Annotated in this window: 23 protein-coding genes; 15 read left to right on the plus strand and 8 right to left on the minus strand. The window is 64.5% G+C overall.

Annotated features, from left to right (window positions below; translation table 11 throughout):
* Positions 1-10 precede the first annotated feature (10 nt).
* The 3 genes from tauA to PCA10_RS01075 all read right to left on the minus strand — a co-directional run bounded on the left by tauA (position 11) and on the right by PCA10_RS01075 (position 3352).
* Positions 11-991, minus strand: a complete 981-nt coding sequence (gene tauA, locus PCA10_RS01065; RefSeq protein WP_016490158.1) for a taurine ABC transporter substrate-binding protein — start codon at positions 989-991, stop codon at positions 11-13.
* A gap of 160 nt (positions 992-1151) precedes the next feature.
* Positions 1152-2384 carry an acyl-CoA dehydrogenase family protein gene (locus tag PCA10_RS01070; RefSeq protein WP_016490159.1) on the minus strand — a complete coding sequence of 411 codons (1233 nt, stop codon included), beginning with the start codon at positions 2382-2384 and terminating at the stop codon, positions 1152-1154.
* The gene (locus PCA10_RS01075; RefSeq protein ID WP_016490160.1) at positions 2384-3352 is read right to left on the minus strand and encodes an aliphatic sulfonate ABC transporter substrate-binding protein; all 969 of its coding nucleotides are present in this window, start codon (positions 3350-3352) and stop codon (positions 2384-2386) included. Before PCA10_RS01075 ends, PCA10_RS01070 begins: the two co-directional genes overlap by 1 nt.
* Positions 3353-3740: 388 nt before the next feature.
* Between PCA10_RS01075 and PCA10_RS01080 the strand changes: the two genes are divergently transcribed.
* The 7 genes from PCA10_RS01080 to PCA10_RS01110 all read left to right on the plus strand — a co-directional run bounded on the left by PCA10_RS01080 (position 3741) and on the right by PCA10_RS01110 (position 10446).
* Complete coding sequence (locus tag PCA10_RS01080; protein WP_016490161.1) at positions 3741-5072, plus strand: OprD family porin; 1332 nt, start codon at positions 3741-3743, stop codon at positions 5070-5072.
* Between the two features lie 600 nt (positions 5073-5672).
* Positions 5673-6311, plus strand: a complete 639-nt coding sequence (locus PCA10_RS01085; RefSeq protein WP_016490162.1) for a peroxiredoxin — start codon at positions 5673-5675, stop codon at positions 6309-6311.
* Between the two features lie 101 nt (positions 6312-6412).
* Complete coding sequence (locus PCA10_RS01090; RefSeq protein WP_016490163.1) at positions 6413-7375, plus strand: sulfonate ABC transporter substrate-binding protein; 963 nt, start codon at positions 6413-6415, stop codon at positions 7373-7375.
* A gap of 58 nt (positions 7376-7433) precedes the next feature.
* Positions 7434-8588, plus strand: a complete 1155-nt coding sequence (gene ssuD, locus PCA10_RS01095) for an FMNH2-dependent alkanesulfonate monooxygenase (protein WP_016490164.1) — start codon at positions 7434-7436, stop codon at positions 8586-8588.
* An 11-nt stretch (positions 8589-8599) separates the two neighbouring features.
* Positions 8600-9385 (plus strand): aliphatic sulfonate ABC transporter permease SsuC, encoded by a 786-nt coding sequence (gene ssuC / locus PCA10_RS01100; RefSeq protein WP_016490165.1) that lies wholly within the window; start codon positions 8600-8602, stop codon positions 9383-9385.
* Positions 9382-10191, plus strand: coding sequence for an aliphatic sulfonates ABC transporter ATP-binding protein (gene ssuB, locus PCA10_RS01105; protein WP_016490166.1), 810 nt, complete (start codon positions 9382-9384; stop codon positions 10189-10191). The genes ssuC and ssuB overlap by 4 nt, the downstream gene beginning before the upstream one ends.
* 39 nt (positions 10192-10230) lie before the next feature.
* Positions 10231-10446: a TOBE domain-containing protein gene (locus PCA10_RS01110; protein WP_016490167.1), complete on the plus strand. Its 216-nt coding sequence runs from the start codon at positions 10231-10233 to the stop codon at positions 10444-10446.
* A gap of 197 nt (positions 10447-10643) precedes the next feature.
* Here the strand turns inward: PCA10_RS01110 and aguA are convergent, their stop codons facing one another.
* From aguA to PCA10_RS01135, 5 genes are all read right to left on the minus strand, one after another.
* Positions 10644-11750 carry an agmatine deiminase gene (gene aguA / locus PCA10_RS01115; RefSeq protein WP_016490168.1) on the minus strand — a complete coding sequence of 369 codons (1107 nt, stop codon included), beginning with the start codon at positions 11748-11750 and terminating at the stop codon, positions 10644-10646.
* Positions 11751-11836: 86 nt separating this feature from the next.
* Positions 11837-12715 carry an N-carbamoylputrescine amidase gene (aguB, locus tag PCA10_RS01120; protein WP_016490169.1) on the minus strand — a complete coding sequence of 293 codons (879 nt, stop codon included), beginning with the start codon at positions 12713-12715 and terminating at the stop codon, positions 11837-11839.
* A 198-nt stretch (positions 12716-12913) separates the two neighbouring features.
* Positions 12914-13558 (minus strand): TetR/AcrR family transcriptional regulator, encoded by a 645-nt coding sequence (locus PCA10_RS01125; protein ID WP_016490170.1) that lies wholly within the window; start codon positions 13556-13558, stop codon positions 12914-12916.
* A 190-nt stretch (positions 13559-13748) separates the two neighbouring features.
* Positions 13749-14807 (minus strand): polyamine ABC transporter substrate-binding protein, encoded by a 1059-nt coding sequence (locus tag PCA10_RS01130; RefSeq protein WP_016490171.1) that lies wholly within the window; start codon positions 14805-14807, stop codon positions 13749-13751.
* A 150-nt stretch (positions 14808-14957) separates the two neighbouring features.
* The gene (locus tag PCA10_RS01135; protein ID WP_041770086.1) at positions 14958-16337 is read right to left on the minus strand and encodes a glutamine synthetase family protein; all 1380 of its coding nucleotides are present in this window, start codon (positions 16335-16337) and stop codon (positions 14958-14960) included.
* Positions 16338-16615: 278 nt separating this feature from the next.
* Here PCA10_RS01135 and PCA10_RS01140 point away from each other — a divergent pair, with 278 nt between their 5' ends.
* From PCA10_RS01140 to PCA10_RS01175, 8 genes are all read left to right on the plus strand, one after another.
* The gene (locus tag PCA10_RS01140; RefSeq protein WP_016490173.1) at positions 16616-17368 is read left to right on the plus strand and encodes a gamma-glutamyl-gamma-aminobutyrate hydrolase family protein; all 753 of its coding nucleotides are present in this window, start codon (positions 16616-16618) and stop codon (positions 17366-17368) included.
* A 140-nt stretch (positions 17369-17508) separates the two neighbouring features.
* Positions 17509-18867, plus strand: coding sequence for a glutamine synthetase family protein (locus PCA10_RS01145; protein WP_016490174.1), 1359 nt, complete (start codon positions 17509-17511; stop codon positions 18865-18867).
* A gap of 62 nt (positions 18868-18929) precedes the next feature.
* Positions 18930-20297 (plus strand): aspartate aminotransferase family protein, encoded by a 1368-nt coding sequence (locus PCA10_RS01150; protein WP_016490175.1) that lies wholly within the window; start codon positions 18930-18932, stop codon positions 20295-20297.
* 157 nt (positions 20298-20454) lie between these two features.
* Positions 20455-21555: a polyamine ABC transporter substrate-binding protein gene (locus tag PCA10_RS01155; protein ID WP_016490176.1), complete on the plus strand. Its 1101-nt coding sequence runs from the start codon at positions 20455-20457 to the stop codon at positions 21553-21555.
* Positions 21556-21714: 159 nt separating this feature from the next.
* Complete coding sequence (locus PCA10_RS01160; RefSeq protein ID WP_041770483.1) at positions 21715-22788, plus strand: polyamine ABC transporter substrate-binding protein; 1074 nt, start codon at positions 21715-21717, stop codon at positions 22786-22788.
* 139 nt (positions 22789-22927) lie between these two features.
* Positions 22928-24070, plus strand: coding sequence for a polyamine ABC transporter ATP-binding protein (gene potA / locus PCA10_RS01165; RefSeq protein ID WP_016490178.1), 1143 nt, complete (start codon positions 22928-22930; stop codon positions 24068-24070).
* A complete protein-coding gene (locus PCA10_RS01170; RefSeq protein ID WP_016490179.1) occupies positions 24067-24975 on the plus strand; it encodes an ABC transporter permease subunit in 909 nt (302 codons plus the stop codon). The genes potA and PCA10_RS01170 overlap by 4 nt, the downstream gene beginning before the upstream one ends.
* Positions 24972-25856, plus strand: a complete 885-nt coding sequence (locus PCA10_RS01175) for an ABC transporter permease subunit (protein WP_016490180.1) — start codon at positions 24972-24974, stop codon at positions 25854-25856. The genes PCA10_RS01170 and PCA10_RS01175 overlap by 4 nt, the downstream gene beginning before the upstream one ends.
* Positions 25857-26027: the final 171 nt, after the last annotated feature.

Consider the following 26027-nt stretch of genomic DNA (forward strand, 5'->3'; position numbering starts at 1 on the left):
AATCAGCGGATCAATTGGTTACGTACTTGGAGCTGACGTAAGGGGCGTAATCAGGCAGCACGGCCTCGACCTTGCCCTGCTCCTTGAGGAAGCGCGCGGTCTCGCTGATGGCCTGGGTGGTCGGCGCGCCGAGGGCGGTGGCCTGGTCGGCGGCGAGCGGGAAGACGTTGCCCTGCAGCAGCAGCGGAATGTCCTCGGCCTTGGCGCCGGAGAGCTTCACCAGCTTGTCGATGTTGCCCTTGTCGGCCAGCCAGGCTTGCGGGTCCTTGCGGTAGTCGGCGTAGGCGTCGAGGGTCACCTTGGCGAAGGCGCGGACCACCTCGGGGTGCTTCTCGGCGAAGTCCTTGCGCACGATCCAGGCGTCGAAGGTGGGCGCGCCCAGCTTGCCCAGTTCGGCGGAGCTGATCAGTACCTTGCCGGAGGACTTGGCCACGCCCAGGGCCGGGTCCCAGACGTAGGTGGCGTCGATGTCGCCCCGTTGCCAGGCGGCGACGATGGCCGGCGGCGCGAGGTTGAGGATGGTCACCTTGGTGGGGTCGATCTGCCAGTGCTTGAGGGCGGCCAGCAGGCTGTAGTGGCCGGTGGAGACGAAGGGCACGGCGATCTTCTTGCCGATCAGGTCCTCGGGCTTGCTGATGCCGGCGCCGTTGCGGGCCACCAGGGCCTCGGCATCGCCGATCTGGGTGGCGATGAGGAAGGTCTGGATCGGCAGCTGGCGGGTGGCGGCGGCGGCCAGCGGGCTGGAGCCGACATAGCCGATCTGCACGTCACCGGAGGCGACGGCGGTGATGACTTCGGCACCGCTGTCGAACTTGCGCCAATCGATTTCGGACTTGCTGGCCTTTTCATAGGCGCCGTCGGCCTGGGCCACCTTGGCCGGGTCGACGGTGGTCTGGTAGGCGACGGTGAAGTCCGCGGCCTGGGCGCTGAGTGCCAGGCCGCCGAGGGTAATGGCCGCCAGCAGGCGACGGGGGAACAGGGACGGGATCATGGTGGAGCTCCTCAACGGGCTGGGGCCGGTCTTGGAGGCCGGTCCACGGGACAGGGGAATGCTGTGTGTCTAGCGTTGTCCGGTGGTCCGGTGAAGAGAATCTAAATGATCTAAAAAACTTAAAATAAATAATTTTTTAGCATTAGCTTATGAGCGGGAGTCAGCTGTAGATCGACGGCGTCGGCAGCTGGTTATTCAACAACCAGCGGCCGATATCGCGGCTCTTGTAGTCCAGCGGATCGTGCAGGCTGTGGACCCGCACGTTGCGCCAGAAGCGGTCCAGGCCATGGCGTGCCGACGTGGCGCTGGCGCCCAGGTTGTCGAAGATCTGCGCGGTGATCTCGAGCGCCGCGCGGGCCGACACCACCTTGGCTTCGGCGATGGCCAGGGCCACCTCGCCACGTTCGGCGGCCGTCAGCGCGGGGCGATCCCAGGCCGCCTGCAGGCGTTGGGCGGCCTCTTCGGCCAGTGGCAGGGCGCTGCGATAGCGCAGCCAGAGGTCGCCGAAGCGTTGTTGCGCATAAGGGTCGTCGCTGGCGCTGAGCACCTCGGCGCCGGCCCTGGGGCGCGCCTGCTCGCGGGTGTAGCGCAGGGCCGCCTCCAGCGCGCCCTGGGCGTTGCCCAGATAAAGCTGCACCAGCACCAGCTGCGACAGGCAGGCGCGCAGGGTGCTGCGCGGGCTGGCGCCGCTGGGGCCGAGGAGCTCCTCGCTGTGCACGAAGACGTTCTCGAACTGCACCGAGCCGCTGTCGGTCTGGCGTTGGCCGAAGCCGTCCCAGTCGTCGTTGATCGCCAGGCCTTCGCGCTGGGTCGGCAGCACCAGGAAGACCCGGTCATCGCTGCTGTGCCCGCGGGGGGCGCTGACGATCAGCGCGTCGGCCCCGAGCGCCCCGGAGCAGAACGACTTGCAGCCGTTCAGCTCGTAGTGCTCGTCGCGTCGATTGAGGTGCAGGCGGCGATCGCGACCATTGGTGGCGTTGCCCCAGAACCAGCGCTCCTGCACGGTGCGGCCCAGCCAGTGGCGCTGTTGTGCCGGGTTGCCGAACAGCTGCAGGGTGGCGACCTGCAGGTGCTGGAAGGCGAAGAGGTGGGCCAGGGAGCTGTCCACCGCGGCCAGTTGGCGAACGATGCGGTAGATCAGTGGCCAGGGGGCGCCCTGGCCGCCATGGGCCGAGGGAACGGCGAGGGTCAGCAGGCCGCTGGCGCGCAGCAGCTCGCGCTCCCGGGGTGCGCTGCCGCCATCGCGGTCGCGTTCGACGGCGCTGGCGGCCAGTTGGCGGCTGAGGTGCTCGACGCGTTCGGCGTAGGGCCCGAGGTCGACGGGGAACAGGCGCGGGTCGAACAGGGGGGCATCGCCGCGGTTGTCCGGCGGCAGGCGCAATCCGGCGGTCATCACTGCTTCTCCGGGCTCCAGATGGCGACCTTGCGGGTGTCCACGGGCTTGGGCAGCAGGCCGGCACCGAAGAAGGCGTCGGCGATCTTCTGTTGCTCCTTGAGGCTGTCGGCCCGCACCGCCTGTACCTGGTAGCTGCGCTGGGCGTTGGCGCGCTCGACGATGGCCGGGTCCAGGCCGCCCCATTGCGGCGCGAGGATCACCGCGGCCTCGCGCGGGTGGGCGCGGAGCCAGTCGCCGGCCTTCACCAGTTCGACGAAGACGGTATCCAGCACCTCGGGATGGGCCTTGGCGTAGGCCGTACTGGTCAGGTAGTAGCGCTGGTACTGCGCCAGGGCGGCGCCATCGGCCAGGGTGCGGGTGGGCAGCTGGTTGCGCGCGGTGCTGAGGAAGGGCTCCCAGGTCACCCAGGCATCCACCTTGTGGTTCTCGAAGGCGGCGCGGCCATCGGCCGGGGTCAGGTACGCCGGCTTGATGTCGGAGAACTTCAGGCCGGCCTTGGCCAGGGCCGCGATCAGCAGGTAGTGGCTGCCGGCGGCCTTGGTCACGGCGACGGTCTTGCCCTTGAGGTCGGCCGGGCTCTTCAGCGGTGAGTCCTGGTGCACGACGATGGCCTGGGCGGAGGGCGAGGGGGCCTCCAGGGCGAAGTAGGCGAGCTGGGCGCCGGCGGCCTGGGCGAAGACCGGCACGGTGTCCGCGACATCGGCGGAGAGATCGATATTGCCGACGTTGAGGGCTTCCAGCAGGGGCTGGCCGCTGGCGAACTCGTGCCAGCTGACGTTGATGTCCTGCTTGCCCAGCTCACGCTCCAGGGTGCCCTGGGCTTTCAGCAGGGTGATCAGGGTGGAGGACTTCTGGTAGCCGATGCGCAGCGGGGTGGAGGCATCGACCGGCAGCGCGCTCACCAGGCCGGTGGCCAGGGCGAGTGCGAGCAGGGTTCGGCGGCTGAAGGAACGCGAGTGGGACATGGGCACCTCGTTGACTGGGCTGTCCGGCACGCAACGAGGCCGGAACAGGGGACGCTGGATGGGGGGTCGTCCGGTGTTCCGGTTGGCTAAAGCTAACGATCTAAAAGATGTCTCTCAAATACCTTTATGGAATTAGCTTAGGTCTGCTCCCTACAGGAACATCAGACTTCTCTTATTCCCAAAAGACATTTAAATCTAAAAAATAATTCTTTTTGGAAATTAGTTTCTCCCCCTAGAGTGGCGACCTACCGAAAGCGGACCGCCGCATCGAACTTGCACCGGAGCCAGTGAAAACGACAGTGGCTTCAAGGTCACGCAGCGGCGCGTCGCGCTTGCTCCTGCTCCGGGCGCTTGAACACCCTTACAAGATCGCAATGGAGCATCGAGCATGAACAAGTCCTCCCTCGCCCTGGCCGTCGCCCTCGGCGTCCTGGCCCAGCAGGCATCCGCCGGCGGTTTCATCGAAGACAGCAAGGCCAGCCTGACCCTGCGCAACTTCTACATCAACCAGGACAACCGCGAAGGCACCGCCTCGCCGTCCAAGCAGGAGGAGTGGGGCCAGGGCTTCCTGTTCAACTACGCCTCGGGCTTCACCGAAGGCACCGTCGGCGTGGGCGTCGACGCCCTCGGCCTTCTGGGCGTCAAGCTGGATTCCGGCAAGGGCCGTCACTACAACCCCACCAGCAGCAACTACGGCGGCACCGTGTTCCCCACCGACAACGACGGCCGCGCCAAGGACGACTTCGGCAGCCTGGGCCTGACCGGCAAGGTGCGTATCTCCAAGACCGAAGGGCGCATCGGCACCCTGCTGCCCAAGCTGCCGGTGGTGACCTACAACGACGGCCGCCTGCTACCGCAGACCTTCGAGGGCGGGCAGATCACCTCCAACGAGATCGCCGGCCTGACCCTGGTCGGCGGCCAGCTGGAACACGCCAAGGGGCGTAACTCCAGCGACGCCCGCGGCCTGTCGATCGCCGGCGCGAACAACGCCCGCAGCGGCCAGTTCGTCAACACCTTCTACTTCGCCGGCGGCGACTACAAGGTCAGCGACAACCTGCTCGCCCAGTACTACTACGGCAACCTGGAAGACTTCTACCAGCAGCACTTCGTGGGCCTGACCCACAACTGGGCGCTGCCGGTGGGCGCGCTGAAGTCCGACCTGCGCTACTTCTACAGCGACTCCGATGGCAAGAACGCCAGCGTCGCCGGCCGTGGCGAAGGCTTCGTCAGCAGCGGCAACTGGGCGGCCAACGACCCGAACAAGGGCGAGGTGGACAACCGCACCTGGAGCGCCTTCTTCACCTACACCCTCGGCGGCCACGCGGCCAGCCTGGGCTACCAGCAGGTGTCCGGCGACAGCGCCTTCCCCTTCCTCAACCAGGGCGACGGCGCCACCGCCTACCTGATCACCGACCGCCAGATCGGCAAGTTCCTCAGCGCCGGCGAGCGCACCTGGGTGGCCGAGTACGGCTACGACTTCGCCAAGCTCGGCGTGCCGGGCCTGAAGGCGACGACCACCTACCTGAAGGGCAGCAACATCGAGACCCAGGGCAGCGACCAGGGCGAATGGGAACGGGATTTCCGCCTCGACTACGTGCTGCAGGACGGTCCGCTCAAGGGCCTGGGCCTGTCCTGGCGTAACACCGTGCTGCGCAGCGACGCGGCCCGCGACCAGGACGAGAACCGCCTGATCCTGAGCTACACCCTGACCCTGCTGTAAGGCGCGGTGGTTCCGTAGGTTGCTGCAGAGCGCAGCGAAGCCCAACGGGGTGCGTCCGACGGGGCTCCGCCTGTTGGGTTTCGTTCCTCTACCCAACCTACGGGGGGCGCATCGGGTGGATCACGCTTCATCGATCCACCATCCGGGGCCCGGAATCACACCGCTAGTGGATGGAAAAAGCGCCATCCACCCTTGGGTGACGCGCGGTGATTCCGTGGGGTGTCGCCAACGGGGCTCCGCTTGTTGGGTTTCGTTCCTCTACCCAACCTACGGGTGATGCGTCGTAGGGTGGATCACGCTTCATCGATCCACCATTCGGGGCCCGGAATCGCACCGCTGGTGGATGGAAAAACGCAGTGATTCCGTAGGTTGGTGCAGAGCGCAGCGAAGCCCAACGGGGAGCCGCGTGCCTCTACCCAGCCTACCGATTGGCGCCATATGAAAGCTGGAGACCCTGTTCCAGAGGGTTTCCGGCTTTTTCACGTCTGAATTTTATTATCTCCAAATCGCATAAATAAATTGTTATTTATTCTTTTTAATTTTCAAAGCAAGTGCCCATAGTGAGCCCCACGGAACGACAACAGACACAGGAGCAGCACCATGAGTATCCGCCTTGGCGACATCGCCCCCGACTTCGAGCAGGACTCCAGCGAAGGCCCCATTCGCTTCCACGAATGGCTGGGCGGCAGCTGGGCCGTGCTGTTCTCCCACCCGGCCGACTTCACCCCGGTGTGCACCACGGAGCTCGGCTTCACCGCCAAGCTGAAGGACCAGTTCGCCGCCCGTGGGGTGAAGGCCATCGCCTTGTCGGTGGACCCGGTGGAGTCCCATCACCGCTGGATCGATGACATCAACGACACCCAGGGCACCCTGGTGAACTTCCCGATCATCGCCGACGCCGACCGCCGGGTATCCGACCTCTACGACCTGATCCACCCGAACGCCAACGACACCCTCACCGTGCGTTCGCTGTTCATCATCGACCCGAACAAGAAGGTGCGCCTGACCATCACCTACCCGGCCAGCACCGGGCGCAACTTCAACGAGATCCTGCGGGTGATCGACTCCCTGCAGCTGACCGACAACCACAAGGTCGCCACCCCCGCCAACTGGCAGGACGGTGACGACGTGGTGATCGTGCCCTCGCTCAAGGATGAAGACGAGATCCGCCAGCGCTTCCCGCGTGGCTACAAGGCGGTCCGGCCGTACCTGCGCCTGACCCCGCAACCCAACCGCTGATCCACCCGGCGCCTCGCGCGCCCGCAACGAACCCCGCCTTACTCTCCCGTCAACGGGCCAGCAGGCAACGACACCCAAAGCGAAGTCATGAGGAGAGCGCCATGCGCACCATCACTTTGCGTCGGAGCCTGGCTGCCCTGTTCGCGGCTGCCCTGGCTTTCGGCGCCATCACCCAGGCACAGGCCGAGACCCTGCGGATCGGCTACCAGAAATACGGCACCCTGGTGCTGCTCAAGGCCAAGGGAACGCTGGAGAAGCGCCTGGCCGAACAGGGCGTCGAGGTCAAATGGACCGAGTTCCCCGGTGGCCCGCAGCTGCTGGAAGGGCTGAACGTGGGTTCCATCGACTTCGGCGTGACCGGCGAGACCCCGCCGGTGTTCGCCCAGGCCGCCGGTGCCGACCTGCTCTACGTGGCCTATGAGCCGCCGGCGCCCACCAGCGAGGCGATCCTGGTGCCCAAGGGCTCCTCCATCCAGTCGGTGAAGGAACTGGCCGGCAAGAAGGTCGCCCTGAACAAGGGCTCCAACGTCCACTACCTGCTGGTCCGCGCCCTGGAAGAGGCCGGCCTGAAATACAGCGACATCCAGCCCGTGTACCTGCCCCCGGCCGACGCCCGCGCCGCCTTCGAGCGTGGCAGCGTGGACGCCTGGGTGATCTGGGACCCCTTCCAGGCGGCCGCCGAGCAGCAGCTCGAGGCCCGCACCCTGCGCAATGGCCAAGGCATCGTCGACAACCACCAGTTCTACCTGGCGACCCGCCCCTACGCCCAGAAGCACCCGCAGGTGATCAACACCCTGATCGAGGAAGTGCGCGCCGTGGGCGAGGACTCCAAGGCCGATCCGGACAAGGTCACCGAACAGGTGGCGCCGCTGCTCGGCCTGTCCAAGGACATCACCTCCATCGCGGTGAAGCGCCAGGGCTACGGTGCCCAGCCGCTGACCCCCGAGGTGGTCGCCGCCCAGCAGAAGATCGCCGACACCTTCACCGCGCTGAAACTGATCCCGAAAAAACTCAGCATCGCCGACGTCATCTGGACGCCCCCGGCCAAGGTGGCCCAGCAGTAATCAATCGGCCCCTCTCCCAGGAGGGAGGGGGGCGACGAATTCCCAAGGAGACGACTCCATGAGCTTGAACATCTTCTGGTTCCTGCCGACTCACGGCGATGGCCACTACCTCGGCACATCCGAGGGCGCCCGCGCCGTCGACCACGGCTACCTGCAACAGATCGCCCAAGCGGCCGACCGCCTCGGTTTCGGCGGTGTGCTGATCCCCACCGGGCGTTCCTGCGAGGACTCCTGGCTGGTGGCCGCGTCGCTGATCCCGGTGACCCAGCGCCTGAAGTTCCTGGTGGCCCTGCGCCCCGGGATCATTTCGCCCACCGTGGCCGCGCGCCAGGCGGCGACCCTGGATCGCCTGTCCGGCGGCCGCGCGCTGTTCAACCTGGTCACGGGTGGCGACCCGGACGAACTGGCCGCCGATGGCCTGCACCTGAACCATGAAGAACGCTACGAAGCATCGGTGGAGTTCACCCGCATCTGGCGCCGCGTGCTGGAGGGCGAAACCGTCGACTACGACGGCAAGCACATCCAGGTGAAGGGCGCCAAGCTGTTCTACCCGCCGTTGCAGCAGCCGCGTCCGCCGCTGTACTTCGGTGGCTCGTCCGAAGCCGCCCAGGACCTGGCCGCCGAGCAGGTCGAGCTGTACCTGACCTGGGGCGAACCGCCGGCGGCGGTGAAGGAGAAGATCGAGCAGGTCCGCGCCAAGGCCGCCAAACAGGGCCGCACGGTGCGCTTCGGCATTCGCCTGCACGTCATCGTGCGCGAAACCAATGAAGCCGCCTGGGCCGCCGCCGACCGCCTGATCGAGAACCTCGACGACGCCACCATCGCCAAGGCCCAGGCGGCCTTCGCCCGTTTCGATTCGGTGGGCCAGCAACGCATGGCCGCCCTGCACAACGGCCGCCGCGACAAGCTGGAAGTCAGCCCCAACCTCTGGGCCGGCGTCGGCCTGGTGCGCGGCGGTGCCGGCACCGCGCTGGTGGGCGATGGCCCGACCGTGGCGGCGCGGGTGAAGGAATACGCTGACCTTGGTATCGACACCTTCATCTTCTCCGGCTACCCGCACCTGGAGGAGTCCTACCGGGTCGCCGAGCTGCTGTTCCCGCACCTGGACGTGGCGCGGCCGCGCGCCAATGACGGCCTGGCCTTCGTCAGTCCGTTCGGCGAGATGGTGGCCAACGAGGCGCTGCCCGAAGCCAAGCTGGCTTCGCAGAGCTGAGGGCCGCAGGCATGACACTCAATTCCCTACTCCAGCGCCTGGCGCCCTGGGCCCTGCCGGTGGCGCTGCTGGCGGCCTGGCAGGGCGCGGTGGTGACCGGCCTGCTCTCCACCCGCATCCTGCCGGCGCCCAGCGCCGTGCTGGAGGCGGGCTGGAACCTGCTGTCCAGTGGCGAGATCTGGACCCACCTGGCCATCAGCGGCTGGCGCGCCGGTATCGGCTTCGCCATCGGCGGCGGCCTCGGCCTGCTGCTGGGATTTATCACCGGCCTGTCGAAATGGGGCGAGCGCCTGCTCGACAGCTCGGTGCAGATGATCCGTAACGTGCCGCACCTGGCGCTGATCCCGCTGGTGATCCTGTGGTTCGGCATCGACGAGTCGGCGAAGATCTTCCTGGTCGCCCTCGGCACCCTGTTCCCCATCTACCTCAACACCTACCACGGCATCCGCAACGTCGACCCGGCGCTGGTGGAGATGGCGCGCAGCTACGGCCTGTCGGGTTTCGCGCTGTTCCGCCAGGTGATCCTGCCGGGCGCGCTGCCCTCGATCCTGGTGGGGGTGCGCTTCGCCCTCGGCTTCATGTGGCTGACGCTGATCGTCGCCGAGACCATTTCCGCCAGCTCCGGCATCGGCTACCTGGCGATGAACGCCCGCGAGTTCCTGCAGACCGACGTGGTGGTGCTGGCGATCCTGCTCTACGCGGTGCTCGGCAAGCTGGCCGACGTCGCCGCCCGTGGCCTGGAACGCGTCTGGCTGCGCTGGCACCCGGCCTACCAGGCCAAGGGAGGTGCCGCATGACCGCCGCCCAGACGCCGCAACACCTCAAGCGCGGCATCCCACTGGCGCTCCAGGGCATCGGCAAGTCCTTCGGCGAGCGGGAGGTGCTCAAGGGCATCGACCTGCTGATTCCCGCTGGCCAGTTCGTTGCCGTGGTCGGCCGCAGCGGTTGCGGCAAGAGCACCCTGCTGCGCCTGCTGGCGGGGCTGGACCAGCCCTCCCGTGGCGAGCTGCTGGCGGGTGCGGCAGCGCTGGAAGCCGCCCGCGAGGACACCCGGCTGATGTTCCAGGACGCGCGCCTGCTGCCCTGGAAACGGGTGATCGACAACGTCGGCCTGGGGCTGTCCGGCAACTGGCGTCCGCGAGCCCTGGACGCACTGGAGGCGGTGGGCCTGGCCGATCGCGCCAACGAGTGGCCAGCGGCCCTCTCCGGCGGCCAGAAGCAGCGTGTGGCCCTGGCCCGTGCGCTGATCCACCAGCCGCGCCTGCTGCTGCTGGACGAGCCCCTGGGTGCCCTGGATGCCCTGACCCGCATCGAGATGCAGCAACTGATCGAGCGCCTCTGGCAGCAGCACGGCTTCACCGTGCTGCTGGTGACCCACGACGTGAGCGAAGCCGTGGCGGTCGCCGATCGGGTGATCCTGATCGAGGAAGGCGCCATCGGCCTCGATCTCGCCGTGGACCTGCATCGCCCCCGTGCCCGTGGCTCGGCGCGCCTGGCCGCCCTCGAGGCCGAAGTCCTGGAGCGAGTACTGGCGCTGCCCTCGGCACCGCCGGAACCCGAACCTGTTTCCCCCCTGCCCACGCAACTGCGCTGGGCACTCTGACCCAAACCCCATCGATCCCCGAGCACAGGAACCAACGCCATGACCATCAAAGCCATCAACGTCCGCAACCAGTTCAAAGGCACCATCAAGGAGATCATCGAGGGCCCGGTGCTTTCCGAGATCGACGTGCAGACCGCCGCCGGCGTCGTCACCTCCGTGATCACCACCCGTTCCGTGCGCGAGCTGGAACTGGGCGTGGGCTCGGAAGTGATCGCCTTCGTGAAGTCCACCGAGGTGTCCATCGCCAAGCTGTGATCGGCACACCCGGGATGGGTCGGGATCTGTCGTAGGGGCGAATTCATTCGCCAAGCAGGCCGAAGGCCTGCCCTGCGGCATCGCTCGGGGCAGCTGCGCCGCCCTTGGCGAATGAATTCGCCCCTACAGGAAGTCGCTTCCCTGGACCGGGAAAAACAAACCCCCGCATCTGCGGGGGTTCGTTCATTGCGGCCTGCTCAGCGTTTTTGCGGTGCCGGCTGCTGCTGGGTGATGCAGTGGATGTTGCCGCCGCCGAGGAGGATCTCGCGGCCCGGCACCATCACCACTTCATGCTCGGGGAACACGCGCTTGAGGATGGCTTCGGCGGTGGCGTCCTTGGCGTCGTCGAACTTCGGCGCGACGATGCCGCCGTTGACGATCAGGAAGTTCACGTAGGAGCCGGCCAGGCGGATCGACGGATCGCGTTCCTGGGTGCCTTCCACCAGGTCGACGCCGGCGCATTCTTCTTCGCTGGCGTAGATCGGGCCGGGGATCGGCATCTTGTGCACCACCAGTTGGCGGCCCTTGGCGTCGCGGACGCTTTCCAGCACTTTCATGGCCGCCTGGCAGCGCGGGAAGTTCGGGTCGTGCGGGTCGTCGGTCCAGGCCAGCAGGACTTCGCCGGGGCGCACGTAGCAGCAGAAGTTATCCACATGGCCGTCGGTCTCGTCGTTGTAGAGGCCGTCCGGCAGCCAGATCACGGTCTGCACCGACAGTTGCTCGCGCAGTACCGCCTCGATCTCTTCGCGGCTGAGGTGCGGGTTGCGGTTGCGGTTGAGCAGGCATTCCTCGGTGGTGATCAGGGTGCCTTCGCCATCGACGTGGATGGAGCCGCCTTCGAGCACGAAGCCGTCGGTGCGGTAGCGCTTGCAGCCTTCGATCTCGAGGATCTTGCGCGCCACCTGGTCATCGCGGTTCCAGGGGAAGTAGAGGCCGCCGTCGAAGCCGCCCCAGGCGTTGAAGGTCCAGTCCACGCCGCGCACGTCGCCCTGGTCGTTGACCACGAAGGTCGGGCCGGTGTCGCGGACCCAGGCGTCGTCGGTGGAGATTTCCACCACGCGGATGTTGGGCTCGTCGAGGCGCGCGCGGGCGTTCTCGTACTGGCCGGCGGAGACGCAGACGGTCACCGGCTCGAAGCGCGCGATGGCCTTGGCCACGGCGGTGAAGGCCGCCTGCGCGGGCTTGCCGCCGAGGCGCCAGTTGTCCGGGCGCTCGGGCCAGACCATCCAGGTGCGGGTATGCGGGGCCCATTCGGCCGGCATGTGGAAGCCATCGTCGCGGGGCAGGCTCTTCAGAGTATTCATTGACTCACCATCGTCTGAAAAAAGGTCAGGGGCCAACCCGCTGGCGAACAGTGCATCGCCATCGGGCTGGCCCCTGGCATCGGGCATTACGACTCGAGCGAGCCGTCCAGGGTCTTGATCGGGGAGTATAGGTTCGGGCGGCGGTCGCGGAACACACCCCAGGCGCTGCGGACGTGCTCCAGCTTGTCCAGGTTGAAGCTGTGCACCAGCACGCCTTCCTCGGTTTCGTTCAGTTCCTCGACCTTGGCGCCGAACTGGTCGGCGATGAAGGAGGAGCCGTAGAAGGTGATGTCGTAGCCGTCCTGCTCTTCGCGACCGATGCGGTTGGAGGCTACCAGCGGCATCAGGTTGGCGCCGGCGTGGCCCTGTTGCACGCGCTGCCAGTGGTCACGGGAGGTGATGTTGGCGTCGTGGGGCTCGCTGCCGATGGCGGTCGGGTAGAAGAGGATCTCGGCACCCAGCAGGGCCATGCTGCGGGCCGCTTCCGGGAACCACTGGTCCCAGCAGATGCCCACGCCGATCTTGGCGTAGCGGGTGTTCCATACCTTGAAGCCGGTGTCGCCCGGGTTGAAGTAGTACTTCTCGTGGTAGCCGGGGCCGTCCGGGATGTGGCTCTTGCGGTAGACGCCGAGGTTGCTGCCGTCGGCGTCGATGATGGCGATGCTGTTGAAGCGCGCGCGGCCCGCCTGCTCGAAGAAGCTGATGGGCAGCACCACCTGCAGTTCGCGGGCGACGTTCTGGAAGTGCGCGATGGCTTCGTTGGTCTCGGCCGGGGTGGCCAGCTGCAGGTAGTCCGCGTTGGGCTTCTGGCAGAAGTAGGGGGTCTCGAAGAGCTCCTGGATCAGGATGATCTGGGCGCCCTTGGCGGCGGCCTGGCGGACCAGCTTCTCGGCATTGGCGATGTTCGCGGCGCGATTCCAGGAGCAGGCCATCTGGGTGGCGGCGACGGTAACGATGCGGGACATGAAGACACCTCGTCAGAACGATGTTGAAGCGATTGCCGGATATCTATCGGCAATCAGGGACAGTTCCGTGCTGGCGGAGGCAGGCCGCCGTGCGGATGGCGACTTTATATCCGATAAAAATCTGTATTTGAAGCGTGTTTTTTCTATCAGAGGCCGAATTCTGATTTATTTGCCGATAAATATCGGATTTCTATCGACTCAGAGGTCCCGGGGCGTTGCCCGTTTCGGCAGGAAGGGCGGCAGGTAGAGCCCGAGGTAGGCGTCGAACACGCGCATGCCTTCCTCGGCCAGGCGCGGGGTGATTTCGCCGTGCAGTTGCACCGAGCGGGCGTAGACGCGGTCGCCCAGTTCCATGGCCAGGGCGAAGACGTCGACGTCCTCGGGCAAGGTCGGCAGCGCGAAGTGGCGCTCGAACAGGGCGTGCATCAGCCGGCCCAGTTCGATGTCGTGCTGGCGGTCGGCCTGGGTGACTTCGGTGAGGCCGTGCTGGGCGAGGATCAGCTGGCGCGCGGCGGCGTCGGCGCCGTAGATCGACAGCATGCGTTCTTCCACCAGGCGCGAGAGATCGTGCCAGTGGCGCAGGCCGTCATGTTCGATGGGCAGTTGCAGGCAGGCGCGGAACGCGGCGTGGATGTCGGCGGTAAGGGCCTCGAGGATCGCCGGCACGCTGGAGAAGAAGTGGTAGACGGAGGAGGGCGGCATCTCCGCGCGTTCGGCGACGCTGTAGATCGACAGGTTGGCCACGCCCTGCTCGGCCAGCAGGGCGCGGGCGGCGTCGAGAATCCCGGCGATGCGCAGCTGGCTGCTGGCGCGGGGCTTGCGGGCGGTGGCGGGGCGCGACATGGGAGGCTCCTTTGACGAGCCGCTATTGAAATCCAGGCGGTGGGCTCGGGGCAAGAGAAGCGATCGGCCGCAAGCGCGAATGAATTCGCTCACGGCCGTAGGTTGGCGCCGAGCGTAGCGAGGCCCAACTCTTCGCTACTGCCCACCATGTTGGGCTTCGTACCTCAGCCCAACCTACGGAACCCCGGTGCTACTGACCTTCGCGGAACGCGGTCCAGACCTCGTCACGGGTGGCGCTGAGTTTTTCCGGCACGGGCTCCACCGGGAACAGGCGGCGCTTGGTGTCCTTGTCCGGGTAGAGGCCGGGCTGGTTGCGCAAGTTCTCGTCCAGATACTGGCGGGCGTCGGCGTTGCCGCTGGGGTAGAGGGTGGCGCTGGTGACCTTCGCCGCCACCTCCGGGCGCAGCATGAAGTCGATGAACTTGTGCGCGAGGTCGGCGCGGTTGGCGCTCTTGGGGATCGTCAGGTTGTCGATGAACAGCACCGAGCCTTCCTCCGGGACCATGAAGGTCACCGGCTGACCGGCCGCGGCGGCGTTCAGCGCGTCGCCGACCCAGGCCATGGCGACGCACAGGTTGCCGGCGTTGAGGTCGGCGATGTAGCGCTCGCTGTCGACGTAGCGCAGGTTCGGGCGCAGGGCCACGAGGGTCTCGGCGCTGCGCTTGAGGCGGCTCGGCGCGCTGCGGGAGAGGTTGCGGCCCTGGTAGTTGAGCAGCACGGCGAGGGTTTCATCGGGGGCGTCCAGCAGGCTGATGCCGCACTTGCCGAGGCGCGCGCTCTGCTCGGCGTCGAACAGCAGGCTCCAGCTGTGGGGCAGCGGGCCGCCGAAGGCTGCTTCCGCCTTCGGCGTATTCACCGCCAGGCCGACGGCGCCCCAGAGATAGGGCACGGCGTGCTGGTTCTGCGGGTCCATGGCGGCCAGCTTGCTCAGCAGCTGCTTGTCCAGGTGCTGCCGGTTGGGCAGCCGGGAGAAGTCCAGGGGCTGCAGGCGGCCATCCTTGATCAGGCGCGGCAGGTCGTTGTGGGAGGGGACGGCGACGTCGATGGGCTCGCCGCTGGCCAGTGCCTTGTCCAGTTCCTCGGCGCTGCTGAAGGTGCGGTAGTCGACCTTGATGCCGGTTTCCTTCTGGAACTCTTCAAGCACTTGCGGTGCGATGTAGTCGTTCCAGTTGTACACGTGGATCAGGTCTTCGGCCTGGGCCAGTGCGGGGAGCATTGCGAGCAACAGCGGGGCAAGCAAACGGGGCATGACGTCCTCCTTGGTAGAGCATGCGGGTTCTGTTTGTGCTGGCTTTCGGGTGCTGCAAGGCGCCGTCGACCGGAATGGCCTGCTGCGCCGGGGTGTTACCAGGTTGCAGATACAACAACGCCGGCCCTGGGGCCGGCGTTGTCGACTCGCTTACACGGTATGCAGATACCAGTTGTATTCGAGGTCGGAGATGGAGTGTTCGAACTCCTCCAGCTCGCTTTCCTTACAGGCGACGAAGATGTCGATGTAATCCGGGCTGATGTACTTGGCCAGAACTTCACTGTCGTCCAACTCGCGCAGGGCGTCGCGCAGGTTGTTCGGCAGGCTCTGTTCCAGCTGCTCGTAGGAGTTGCCTTCGATGGGCGCACCCGGCTCGATCTTGTTGGTCAGGCCATGGTGGATGCCCGCCAGGATCGCCGACATCATCAGGTAGGGGTTGGCATCGGCGCCGGCCACGCGGTGTTCGATGCGCACGGCATCGGCGCTGCCGGTGGGCACGCGGACCGCCACGGTGCGGTTGTCCAGACCCCAGCTCGGTGCGTTCGGTACGTAGAACTGCGCGCCGAAACGGCGATAGGAGTTCACGTTCGGGCACAGGAAGCCCATGGACGCAGGCATGGTCTCGAGCACACCGCCGACCGCATGGCGCAAGGCGGCGTTCTGCTCGGGATCATCGGCAGCGAAGATGTTCTTGCCGGTCTTCTTGTCGATCAGCGAGATATGCACATGCAGGCCGTTGCCCGCCTGGCCCGGATAGGGCTTGGCCATGAAGGTGGTGTCCATTTCATGGTCGTAGGCGATGTTCTTGATCAGGCGCTTGAGCAGTACCGCGTAGTCGCAAGCCTTGAGGGCGTCCTCGACGTGGTGCAGGTTGACCTCGAACTGGGCCGGGGCGCTTTCCTTGACGATGGCGTCGGCAGGGATGCCCTGGACCTTGGCGCCTTCGAGGATGTCCTGCAGGCAGTCGGCGTACTCGTCCAGGTCGTCGATCAGGTAGACCTGGGTCGACTGCGGACGCTTGCCGGAAATCGGCGAGCGCGGCGGCTGCGGACGGCCGTTGATGTTCTCCTGATCGATCAGGTAGAACTCCAGCTCGAAGGCGGCGCAGATGGTCAGGCCGAGTTCGTCGAATTTCTGCACCACCTGACGCAGGACTTCGCGCGGATCGGCGAAGAACGGCTCGCCTTCGATCTCGTGCATGGTCATCAGCAGCTGAGCGGTGGGGCGCTTCTGCCAGGGCTCGTCGCTGAGGGTATCGGGGATGGGATAGCAGATGCGGTCGGCGTCACCGATGTCCAGGCCGAGGCCGGTGCTTTCGACGGTGGAACCGTTGATATCGAGAGCGAAGATGGATGCGGGGAGGTTGATGCCTTTTTCGTAGACTTTAGTGAGGCTGGCGCGTTCGATCCGCTTGCCTCGCACCACTCCATTCATATCTGCAATCAACAGGTCTACGAACTGGACCTCAGGATGCTCCTTAAGGAACTCGTTCGCTTCTTGAAGCTGAACGGCACGCGGGGGTACCGACATGATGCAACACCTTTTTTGTTAAAAATATCAATCACGCTCTATTTAAGGTGTGAGTCAATCCGAATCACCCCTTTATGTCAAGCGAGCCCTATTTTGCCCCAAAACCGGGCTCGATGGCCAGTTTTTGGGCGTTGTGAGGCATTCTGATCGCTCTCCTGGCCTCACTGGATGCGGTGCTCAGTGGGGCGTGTTCAATTTTTTACAGCCCTATTGTGTAAAAAAATGAACAACGCTAAGCTCGGTCGAAACCCATAACAGACAAATAATACGGGTGTCTCATGTCTCGCCTGCCGTTGATCGGCGTGTCCGCTTGCACCAGAGAATTCGGTCCTCAGACCTATCATATAGCTGGCGACAAATATGTCCGCGCAGTCGCGCTCGGAGCTGGCGGTGTACCGCTGGTGATCCCGGCCCTGGCGGAGCTGATGGATCAGGCGACTCTCCTTGCAAGCCTGGATGGTTTGCTCTTCACCGGCTCACCATCCAATGTGGAACCCCATCATTATAGTGGGCCCGCATCCGAGCCAGGCACTCGCCACGATCCCGCCCGGGATCGCACTACGCTTCCCCTGGTCCGCGCGGCCATCGCCGCCGGGATTCCCGTACTGGGCATTTGCCGTGGGTTCCAGGAAATGAACGTAGCCTTTGGCGGCACACTGCACCAGCGCGTGCATCAAGTAGAAGGATTCATGGACCACCGCGAGCCGGCCAACGAGCCGCTCGAGGTGCAATATGCCGCCCGTCACCCGCTCAGGGTGCAGCCGGGTGGTGTTCTCGACGGCATCGGCTTGCCGTCCGAGATCCAGGTCAATTCCATACATGGCCAGGGCGTTGAACGTCTGGCGCCGGGCCTGCGAGTAGAAGCACTGGCGCCCGACGGGTTGGTCGAGGCCTTTTCGGTCGAGGGCGCCAGGAGCTTTGCCCTGGGGGTGCAATGGCATCCCGAGTGGCAAGTGCGGACCAACCCGAACTATCTCGCCATCTTCCAGGCCTTTGGTGAGGCTTGCAGGGAGAAGGCGGGGCACCGCTGAGCGGGAGAACATTTCAGGAAACCGGCGAAGTTGCCGTGTTGCGCAGTTCGGACTGTACTGATCGCGGCGGCGCCTCGATGTGCGTAACCGCCAAGAACCTGTAGATGCCTCCTCGCGAAGCTCTCAACCCTGAGGTCTTTATGACTACCAAGCTCGACCAGCTGACCAGCTGGCTGAAAGAACGCAAAATCACCGAAGTTGAATGCATGATCAGCGATCTTACCGGTATTGCCCGCGGTAAGATTTCGCCGACCAACAAGTTCCTGGACGAGAAGGGCATGCGCCTCCCCGAGAGCGTGCTGCTGCAGACCGTTACCGGCGACTATGTCGAGGACGACATTTATTACGAGCTGCTCGACCCGGCGGACATCGACATGTTCTGCCGTCCGGACGAGAGCGCCGTGTATCTGGTGCCCTGGGCCATCGAGCCCACCGCGATGGTGATCCACGACACCTTCGACAAGCAGGGCAACCCCATCGAACTGTCCCCGCGCAACCTGCTGAAGAAGGTGCTCAAGCTCTACGCCGACAAGGGCTGGAAACCCATCGTTGCGCCGGAGATGGAGTTCTACCTGACCAAGCGTTGCGACGACCCGGACTTCCCCCTGCAGGCTCCGCTGGGTCGCTCGGGCCGTCCGGAAACCGGTCGCCAGTCCTTCTCCATCGATGCGGCGAACGAGTTCGACCCGCTGTTCGAGGATATGTACGACTGGTGCGAGACGCAGGACCTGGACCTGGACACCCTGATCCACGAGGAAGGTCCGGCGCAGATGGAAATCAACTTCCGTCATGGCGACGCCCTCGACCTCGCCGACCAGATCCTGGTGTTCAAGCGCACCATGCGCGAGGCCGCGCTCAAGCACAACGTGGCGGCGACCTTCATGGCCAAGCCGATCACCGACGAGCCGGGCAGTGCCATGCACCTGCACCAGAGCGTGATCGACGCCAAGACCGGGAAGAACATCTTCTCCAATGACGACGGCTCCATGAGCGAGCTGTTCCTCCACCACATCGGCGGCCTGCAGAAGTACATCCCCGAAGTGCTGCCGCTGTTCGCGCCGAACGTGAACTCCTTCCGTCGTTTCCTGCCGGACACCTCCGCGCCGGTGAACGTGGAGTGGGGCGAGGAGAACCGCACCGTGGGCCTGCGCGTGCCGGATGCCGGCCCGCAGAACCGCCGTGTGGAGAACCGCCTGGCCGGTGCCGACGCCAACCCCTACCTGGCCATCGCCGCGAGCCTCTTGTGCGGCTACATCGGCATGGTGGAGGGCGTGAAGCCCAGCGCACCGGTCAAGGGCCGTGGCTACGAGCGCCGCAACCTGCGCCTGCCGCTGACCCTCGAGGCCGCGCTGGAACGCATGGAATCCTGCCGCGATATCGAGCGCTACCTGGGTGACAAGTTCGTCACCGCCTATGTGGCGGTCAAGCGTGCCGAGCACGAGAACTTCAAGCGGGTGATCAGCTCCTGGGAACGCGAGTTCCTGCTGCTCTCCGTCTGATCGGAAACGGAGGCCGGCCGCCTCGGCCGGCCCTCCAGATACGTGTTGAATGAGGTAATGAAATGAATAGCCAAGTGACCAACCCCAAGACCCTTGAATGGCAAGCGCTCGGTCGTGACCACCACCTGCCGCCGTTCACCGACTACAAGGCGCTGAACGCCAAGGGTGCGCGGATCATCACCAAGGCCGAAGGCGTGTACATCTGGGACAGCGAGGGCAACAAGATCCTCGACGGCATGGCCGGCCTGTGGTGCGTCAACGTCGGCTACGGTCGTGAGGAGTTGGTTCAGGCGGCGACCCGGCAGATGCGTGAACTGCCCTTCTACAACCTGTTCTTCCAGACCGCGCACCCGCCGGCGGTGGAACTCTCCAAGGCGATCGCCGAAATCGCACCGGAAGGCATGAACCATGTGTTCTTCACCGGTTCCGGTTCGGAAGCCAACGACACCGTGCTGCGCATGGTCCGCCACTACTGGGCGACCAAGGGCCAGCCTCAGAAGAAAGTCATCATCGGCCGCTGGAACGGCTATCACGGCTCCACCGTGGCCGGCGTCAGCCTCGGCGGCATGAAAGCGCTGCATGGCCAGGGCGACCTGCCGATCCCGGGCATCGAGCACATCGACCAGCCCTACTGGTTCGGTGAGGGCGGCGACATGGCCCCGGCCGAGTTCGGTGTCTGGGCCGCCGAGCAGCTGGAGAAGAAGATTCTCGAAGTGGGCGAAGACAAGGTCGCGGCCTTCATCGCCGAGCCTATCCAGGGTGCGGGCGGCGTGATCGTTCCGCCGGAAACCTACTGGCCGAAGATCCGCGAGATCCTCGCCAAGTACGACATCCTCTTCATCGCCGATGAAGTGATCTGCGGCTTCGGCCGTACCGGCGAGTGGTTCGGCAGCCAGTACTACGGCAACGCGCCGGACCTGATGCCGATCGCCAAGGGCCTGACCTCGGGCTACATCCCCATGGGCGGCGTGATCGTCCGTGACGAGATCGTCGAGGTCCTGAACGAGGGCGGCGAGTTCTACCACGGCTTCACCTACTCCGGTCATCCGGTGGCTGCTGCGGTGGCCCTGGAAAACATCCGCATCCTGCGTGAAGAAAAGATCGTCGAGAAGGTCAAGGCCGAAACGGCACCGTATTTGCAGCAGCGCTGGCAAGAGCTGGCTGACCACCCGTTGGTTGGCGAAGCGCGTGGTGTCGGCATGGTCGCGGCCCTGGAACTGGTCAAGAACAAGCAGACCCGTGAGCGTTTCGCTGGTGGTATCGGGATGCTGTGCCGCGAGCACTGCTTCCGGAACGGCCTGATCATGCGCGCGGTAGGGGACACCATGATCATTTCCCCGCCGCTGGTGATCAGCAAAGATGAAGTCGACGAACTGGTGACCAAGGCACGCAAGTGCCTGGACCTCACCTTGGCTGAAGTAAAAGGCTAAGAAAAAGAGGCCTGGATGCTGGCATTTAGCGATGCCAGCAGTTGTAACCAAGCCCTCTAACTTGCCAGACTTCGCCGGTGCGTTGGCCAGGCTCACCGAGTGGTGCGTATTCGGTACGACGCCACTCGGACACTTCAACAAAAATGGAGCTACCCGCATGATCAAAACCTTCGGCAAGACCCTGCTCGCCATGACCCTCGTGGGTGCGGTGGCCAGCATGGCGCAGGCTGACGACAAGGTGCTGCACGTCTACAACTGGTCTGACTACATCGCCCCGGACACCATCGAGAAGTTCACCAAGGAAACCGGCATCAAGGTCGTCTACGACGTCTTCGATTCCAACGAGACCCTGGAAGCCAAGCTCCTGGCCGGCAAATCCGGTTACGACGTGGTGGTGCCGTCCAACAACTTCCTGGCCAAGCAGATCAAGGCCAAGGTCTATCAGCCGCTGGACAAGTCCAAGCTGCCGAACTGGAAGAACCTGGACCCGAACCTGCTGAAGACAGTCGAAGTTTCCGACCCGGGCAACCAGTACGCCTTCCCCTACATGTGGGGCTCCATCGGCATCGGCTACAACCCGGAGAAGGTCAAGGCCGTGCTGGGCGAGAACGCCCCGGTTGATTCCTGGGACCTGCTGTTCAAGCCGGAGAACATCGAGAAGCTGAAGGCCTGCGGCGTGTCCTTCCTCGACTCGCCCACCGAGATCCTGCCGATCGCCCTGAAATACCTGGGCCACGATCCGCTGAGCCAGGACCCGAAAGAACTGAAGGAAGCCGAAGCGCTGTTCCTGAAGATCCGTCCGCACATCACTTACTTCCACTCGTCCAAGTACATCTCCGACCTCGCCAACGGCAACCTCTGCGTAGCGGTCGGTTACTCGGGTGACGTGTACCAGGCCAAGTCCCGTGCCGAAGAAGCCAAGAGCGGTGTGACCGTCGCGTACAACATTCCGAAGGAAGGCGCCGGTACCTTCTTCGACATGATCGCGATCCCCGCCGACGCTGCGAACGTCGAGGCCGCCTACTCCTTCATGAACTTCCTGATGAAGCCGGAAATCATGGCGGAGATCACCAACTTCGTGCAGTTCCCGAACGGCAACGCCGAAGCCACCGCACTGGTTGACGAAGCGATCCGCAAGGACCCGGGCATCTACCCGAGCGCGGAAACCATGGCCAAGCTCTATGCCTTCCCGGACCTGCCGCCGAAGGTTCAGCGCGGCATGACCCGTACCTGGACCACCATCAAGTCGGGCAAGTAAGCACGGCTGCCGAGCCCGGCGGGGAGTCCCCGCCGGTGCCCGGACCGCGCTGAGCGATACAGCGAGTTCAATGGCCCGGATAGTGGGACTGCCCCGGGCTTTTTCCGGCCGAGCCGGATACAACATGAGGATGAACCTGTGCCATTCCCCATCCGCAAGATGATGATCACTGCCGCGGCCACCCTGACGCTGGTTTCCCAGGCCCAGGCGGAGCAGACGGTGCATATCTACAACTGGTCGGACTACATCGGCGAGACCACCCTGGCGGATTTCCAGAAGCAGACCGGCATCAAACCGGTGTACGACGTCTTCGACTCGAACGAGACCCTGGAAGGCAAACTGCTGGCGGGACGCACCGGTTATGACGTGGTGGTGCCGTCCAACCACTTCCTCGGAAAACAGATCAAGGCGGGCGCGTTCCAGAAACTCGACCGCAGCCAGCTGCCCAATTGGCAGAACCTGGACCCCAACCTGCTCAAGCAGCTCGAGCGCAACGACGCCGGCAACCTCTACGCCGTCCCCTACCTGTGGGGCACCAACGGCATCGGTTACAACGTCGAGAAGATCAAGGCCGTGCTCGGTGTCGACTCGATCGACTCCTGGGCGATGATCTTCGAACCCGAGAACATGAAGAAGCTCAGCAAGTGCGGCGTGGCCTTCCTCGATTCGGCGGACGAAATGATTCCCGCCGTACTCAACTACATGGGCCTGGACCCCAACAGCACCAACCCGGACGACTACAAGAAGGCCGAGGAGAAGCTGATGGCGGTACGCCCCTACGTGACCTACTTCCACTCGTCCAAGTACATCGGCGACCTGGCCAACGGCGACATCTGCGTTGCGGCCGGCTTCTCCGGTGACATCTTCCAGGCCGCCTCGCGCGCCGAGGAAGCGGGCAAGGGTATCGAGATCGCCTACTCGATCCCGAAAGAAGGCGGCAACCTCTGGTTCGACATGCTCGCCATTCCGGTGGACGCGGCGAACGCCAAGGAAGCCCATGCCTTCATCAACTATCTGCTGGAGCCGGAGGTGATCGCCAAGGTCAGCGATTACGTCGGCTACGCAAACCCCAACCTCAAGGCTGGGGAGTTCATGGATCAGGAAGTACGCACCGACGAGTCCGTCTACCCGCCACAAGCGGTGCTGGACAAGCTTTACGTTTCGGCGGAACTGCCGCCGAAGGTCCAGCGGCTGATGACCCGTAGCTGGACCAAGGTCAAGTCGGGCAAGTGATGCGAGGCCGGTGGTGCCCGCAATGTGGCGGGCCCACCGGGATCAACCTGGCGGAGCCAGGCAGGATGCCGGGCTTACGCCCATGCTGTAAGAAGCGCCCGACCGCGGTGGTCGGGGAGCAAATTCTGGGAGTGTGGTAATGGCAATAGCGTCCGGTGCCTACAAGAAAGCCCTCGAGGGCAGCCAGCAACCCAAAGAGGTGCTGGTCAAGATCGACCGGGTGACCAAGAAGTTCGACGAGACCGTGGCGGTGGACGATGTGTCCCTGACCATCAACAAGGGCGAGATCTTCGCCCTGCTCGGCGGCTCCGGTTCGGGTAAATCAACTCTGTTGCGCATGCTCGCGGGTTTCGAGCGGCCAACCGAAGGGCGCATCATGCTCGATGGTGTGGACATCACCGACATGCCTCCTTACGAGCGCCCGATCAACATGATGTTCCAGTCCTATGCGCTCTTCCCGCATATGACTGTCGCGCAGAACATCGCCTTCGGACTTAAACAGGACAAACTCCCTGCCGCCGAGATCGACGAGCGCGTCAACGACATGCTCAAGCTCGTGCAGATGACCCAGTACGCCAAGCGCAAGCCGCACCAGCTGTCCGGCGGCCAGCGTCAGCGCGTGGCCCTGGCCCGGTCCCTGGCCAAGCGTCCGAAGCTGCTGCTGCTCGACGAACCCATGGGTGCCCTGGACAAGAAGCTGCGTTCGCAGATGCAGCTGGAACTGGTGGAGATCATCGAGCGCGTGGGCGTGACCTGCGTGATGGTGACCCACGACCAGGAAGAGGCCATGACCATGGCCCAGCGCATCGCCATCATGCACCTGGGTTGCATCGAGCAGATCGGCAGCCCGGTGGATATCTACGAGACTCCCATCAGCCGCCTGGTGTGCGAGTTCATCGGCAACGTCAACCTGTTCGACGGCGAAGTGGTGGAAGACCTCGAGGCCCACGCCCTGATCGCCTGCCCGCAGCTGGAACGGCCGATCTACGTCGGTCACGGCGTGACCACCTCGCTGCAGGACAAGCGCATCACCTATGCCCTGCGCCCGGAGAAGCTGCTGGTCACCACCGAGCAGCCGACCTGCGAATACAACTGGTCCCGCGGCAAGATCCACGACATCGCCTACCTGGGCGGTCACTCGGTGTTCTACGTCAAGCTGCCGAACGGTTCCGTCGTCCAGTCCTTCGTCGCCAACGCCGAGCGTCGTGGCGCCCGTCCGACCTGGGATGACGAAGTCTTCGTATGGTGGGAAGACGACAGCGGCGTGGTACTGCGGTCATGAGAATTCCCACACTGAAAAGCCTGCTACCCAACGGCCGGCACCTGGTCATCGGGATTCCGTTCTTCTGGCTGTTCCTGTTCTTCCTGCTGCCCTTCGCCATCGTGCTGAAGATCAGCTTTGCCGAAGCAGACGTGGCGATCCCGCCTTATACGGATATCTACACCTGGGCTGACAACCAGCTGCAGCTGATCCTCAACCTGGGCAACTACCTGCTGCTCAGCGAGGACGAACTGTACCTGGCGGCCTATCTCGGTTCGCTGAAGGTCGCCTTCTTCAGCACCCTGATGTGCCTGCTGATCGGGTACCCGATGGCCTATGCCATCGCCCGTGCCAGCAAGGAAGCACAGACCGTGCTGCTGCTGCTGATCATGATGCCGACCTGGACCGCGATCCTGATCCGCGTCTATGCCTGGATGGGCATCCTCAGCAACAACGGCCTGCTCAACAGCTTCCTGATGGGCATCGGCCTGATCGACTCGCCGCTGCAGATCCTCAACACCAACGTGGCGGTCTACATCGGCGTGGTCTACTCGTACCTGCCGTTCATGATCCTGCCGCTCTACGCCAACCTGGTGAAGCACGACCCGAGCCTGCTGGAGGCCGCCTCCGACCTCGGTTCGAGCACCTTCAACAGCTTCTGGAAGATCACCGTGCCGCTGTCGAAGAACGGCATCATCGCCGGCTCCATGCTGGTGTTCATCCCGGTGGTGGGTGAGTTCGTGATCCCCGAGCTGCTCGGCGGTCCGGAAACCCTGATGATCGGCAAGGTGCTCTGGCAGGAGTTCTTCAACAACCGCGACTGGCCGGTGGCATCCGCCCTGGCGGTGGTGATGCTGTTGATCCTCATCGTGCCGATCATCCTGTTCAACAAGAACCAGGCCAAGGAACTGGAGGGCAAGGTATGAAGCGCTTCAGTTTCTCTACCGTGATGTTGTGGGTGGGTCTGCTGTTCATCTACCTGCCGATGGTCATCCTGGTCATCTACTCGTTCAACGCCTCCAAGCTGGTAACGGTGTGGGGCGGCTGGTCGGTGAAGTGGTACGTGGGCCTCCTGGACAACACCCAACTGATGAACTCGGTGGGGCGTTCCCTGGAAATCGCCGTGTACACCGCGATCGCCGCGGTGGCCCTGGGTACCCTGGCTGCCTTCGTGCTGACCCGCATCCCGCGCTTCCGTGGCCGCACCATGTTCGGTGGCATGGTCACCGCGCCGCTGGTGATGCCCGAGGTGATCACCGGTCTGTCGCTGCTGCTGCTGTTCGTGGCCATGGCGCAACTGATCGGCTGGCCCCAGGAGCGTGGCATCGTCACCATCTGGATCGCCCACACCACCTTCTGCGCGGCCTACGTGGCCATCGTGGTGTCGGCACGCCTGCGTGAGCTGGACCTGTCCATCGAAGAGGCGGCCATGGACCTGGGTGCGCGGCCGTGGAAGGTGTTCCTGCTGATCACCATTCCGATGATCGCGCCGTCCCTGGCGGCGGGCGCCATGATGTCCTTCGCCCTGTCCCTGGACGACCTGGTACTGGCCAGCTTCGTGTCCGGTCCCGGCTCCACCACCCTGCCGATGGAGGTGTTCTCCGCCGTGCGCCTGGGCGTGAAACCGGAGATCAACGCCGTGGCCAGCCTGATCCTGCTGACCGTCTCGCTGTTCACCTTCTTTGCCTGGTTCTTCACTCGCCAGGCCGAGGAGCGTCGCAAGCGGGCCATCCAGCAGGCGATGGAAACCATGGCCGAGGAAGCCGCGTCCTCCAACTGGAAGCCGGCGTCCACCCAGACCGCCTGATTCCGGGCCGCAAAAAACAAAGGCCACCTTCGGGTGGCCTTTGTCGTTCCGGGGAGTTGTGAACTTATTGTGGGGGCGATTTCAATCGCCAAGCGGGCCGCAGGCCCGCCCCGGGTTTCGAGGGGCAACTTCGTTCCCCTTGGCGAATGAATTCGCCCCTACAGGTTCGGA

This window comes from Pseudomonas resinovorans NBRC 106553 (assembly GCF_000412695.1).
In the GTDB taxonomy this organism is placed as follows: domain Bacteria; phylum Pseudomonadota; class Gammaproteobacteria; order Pseudomonadales; family Pseudomonadaceae; genus Metapseudomonas; species Metapseudomonas resinovorans_A.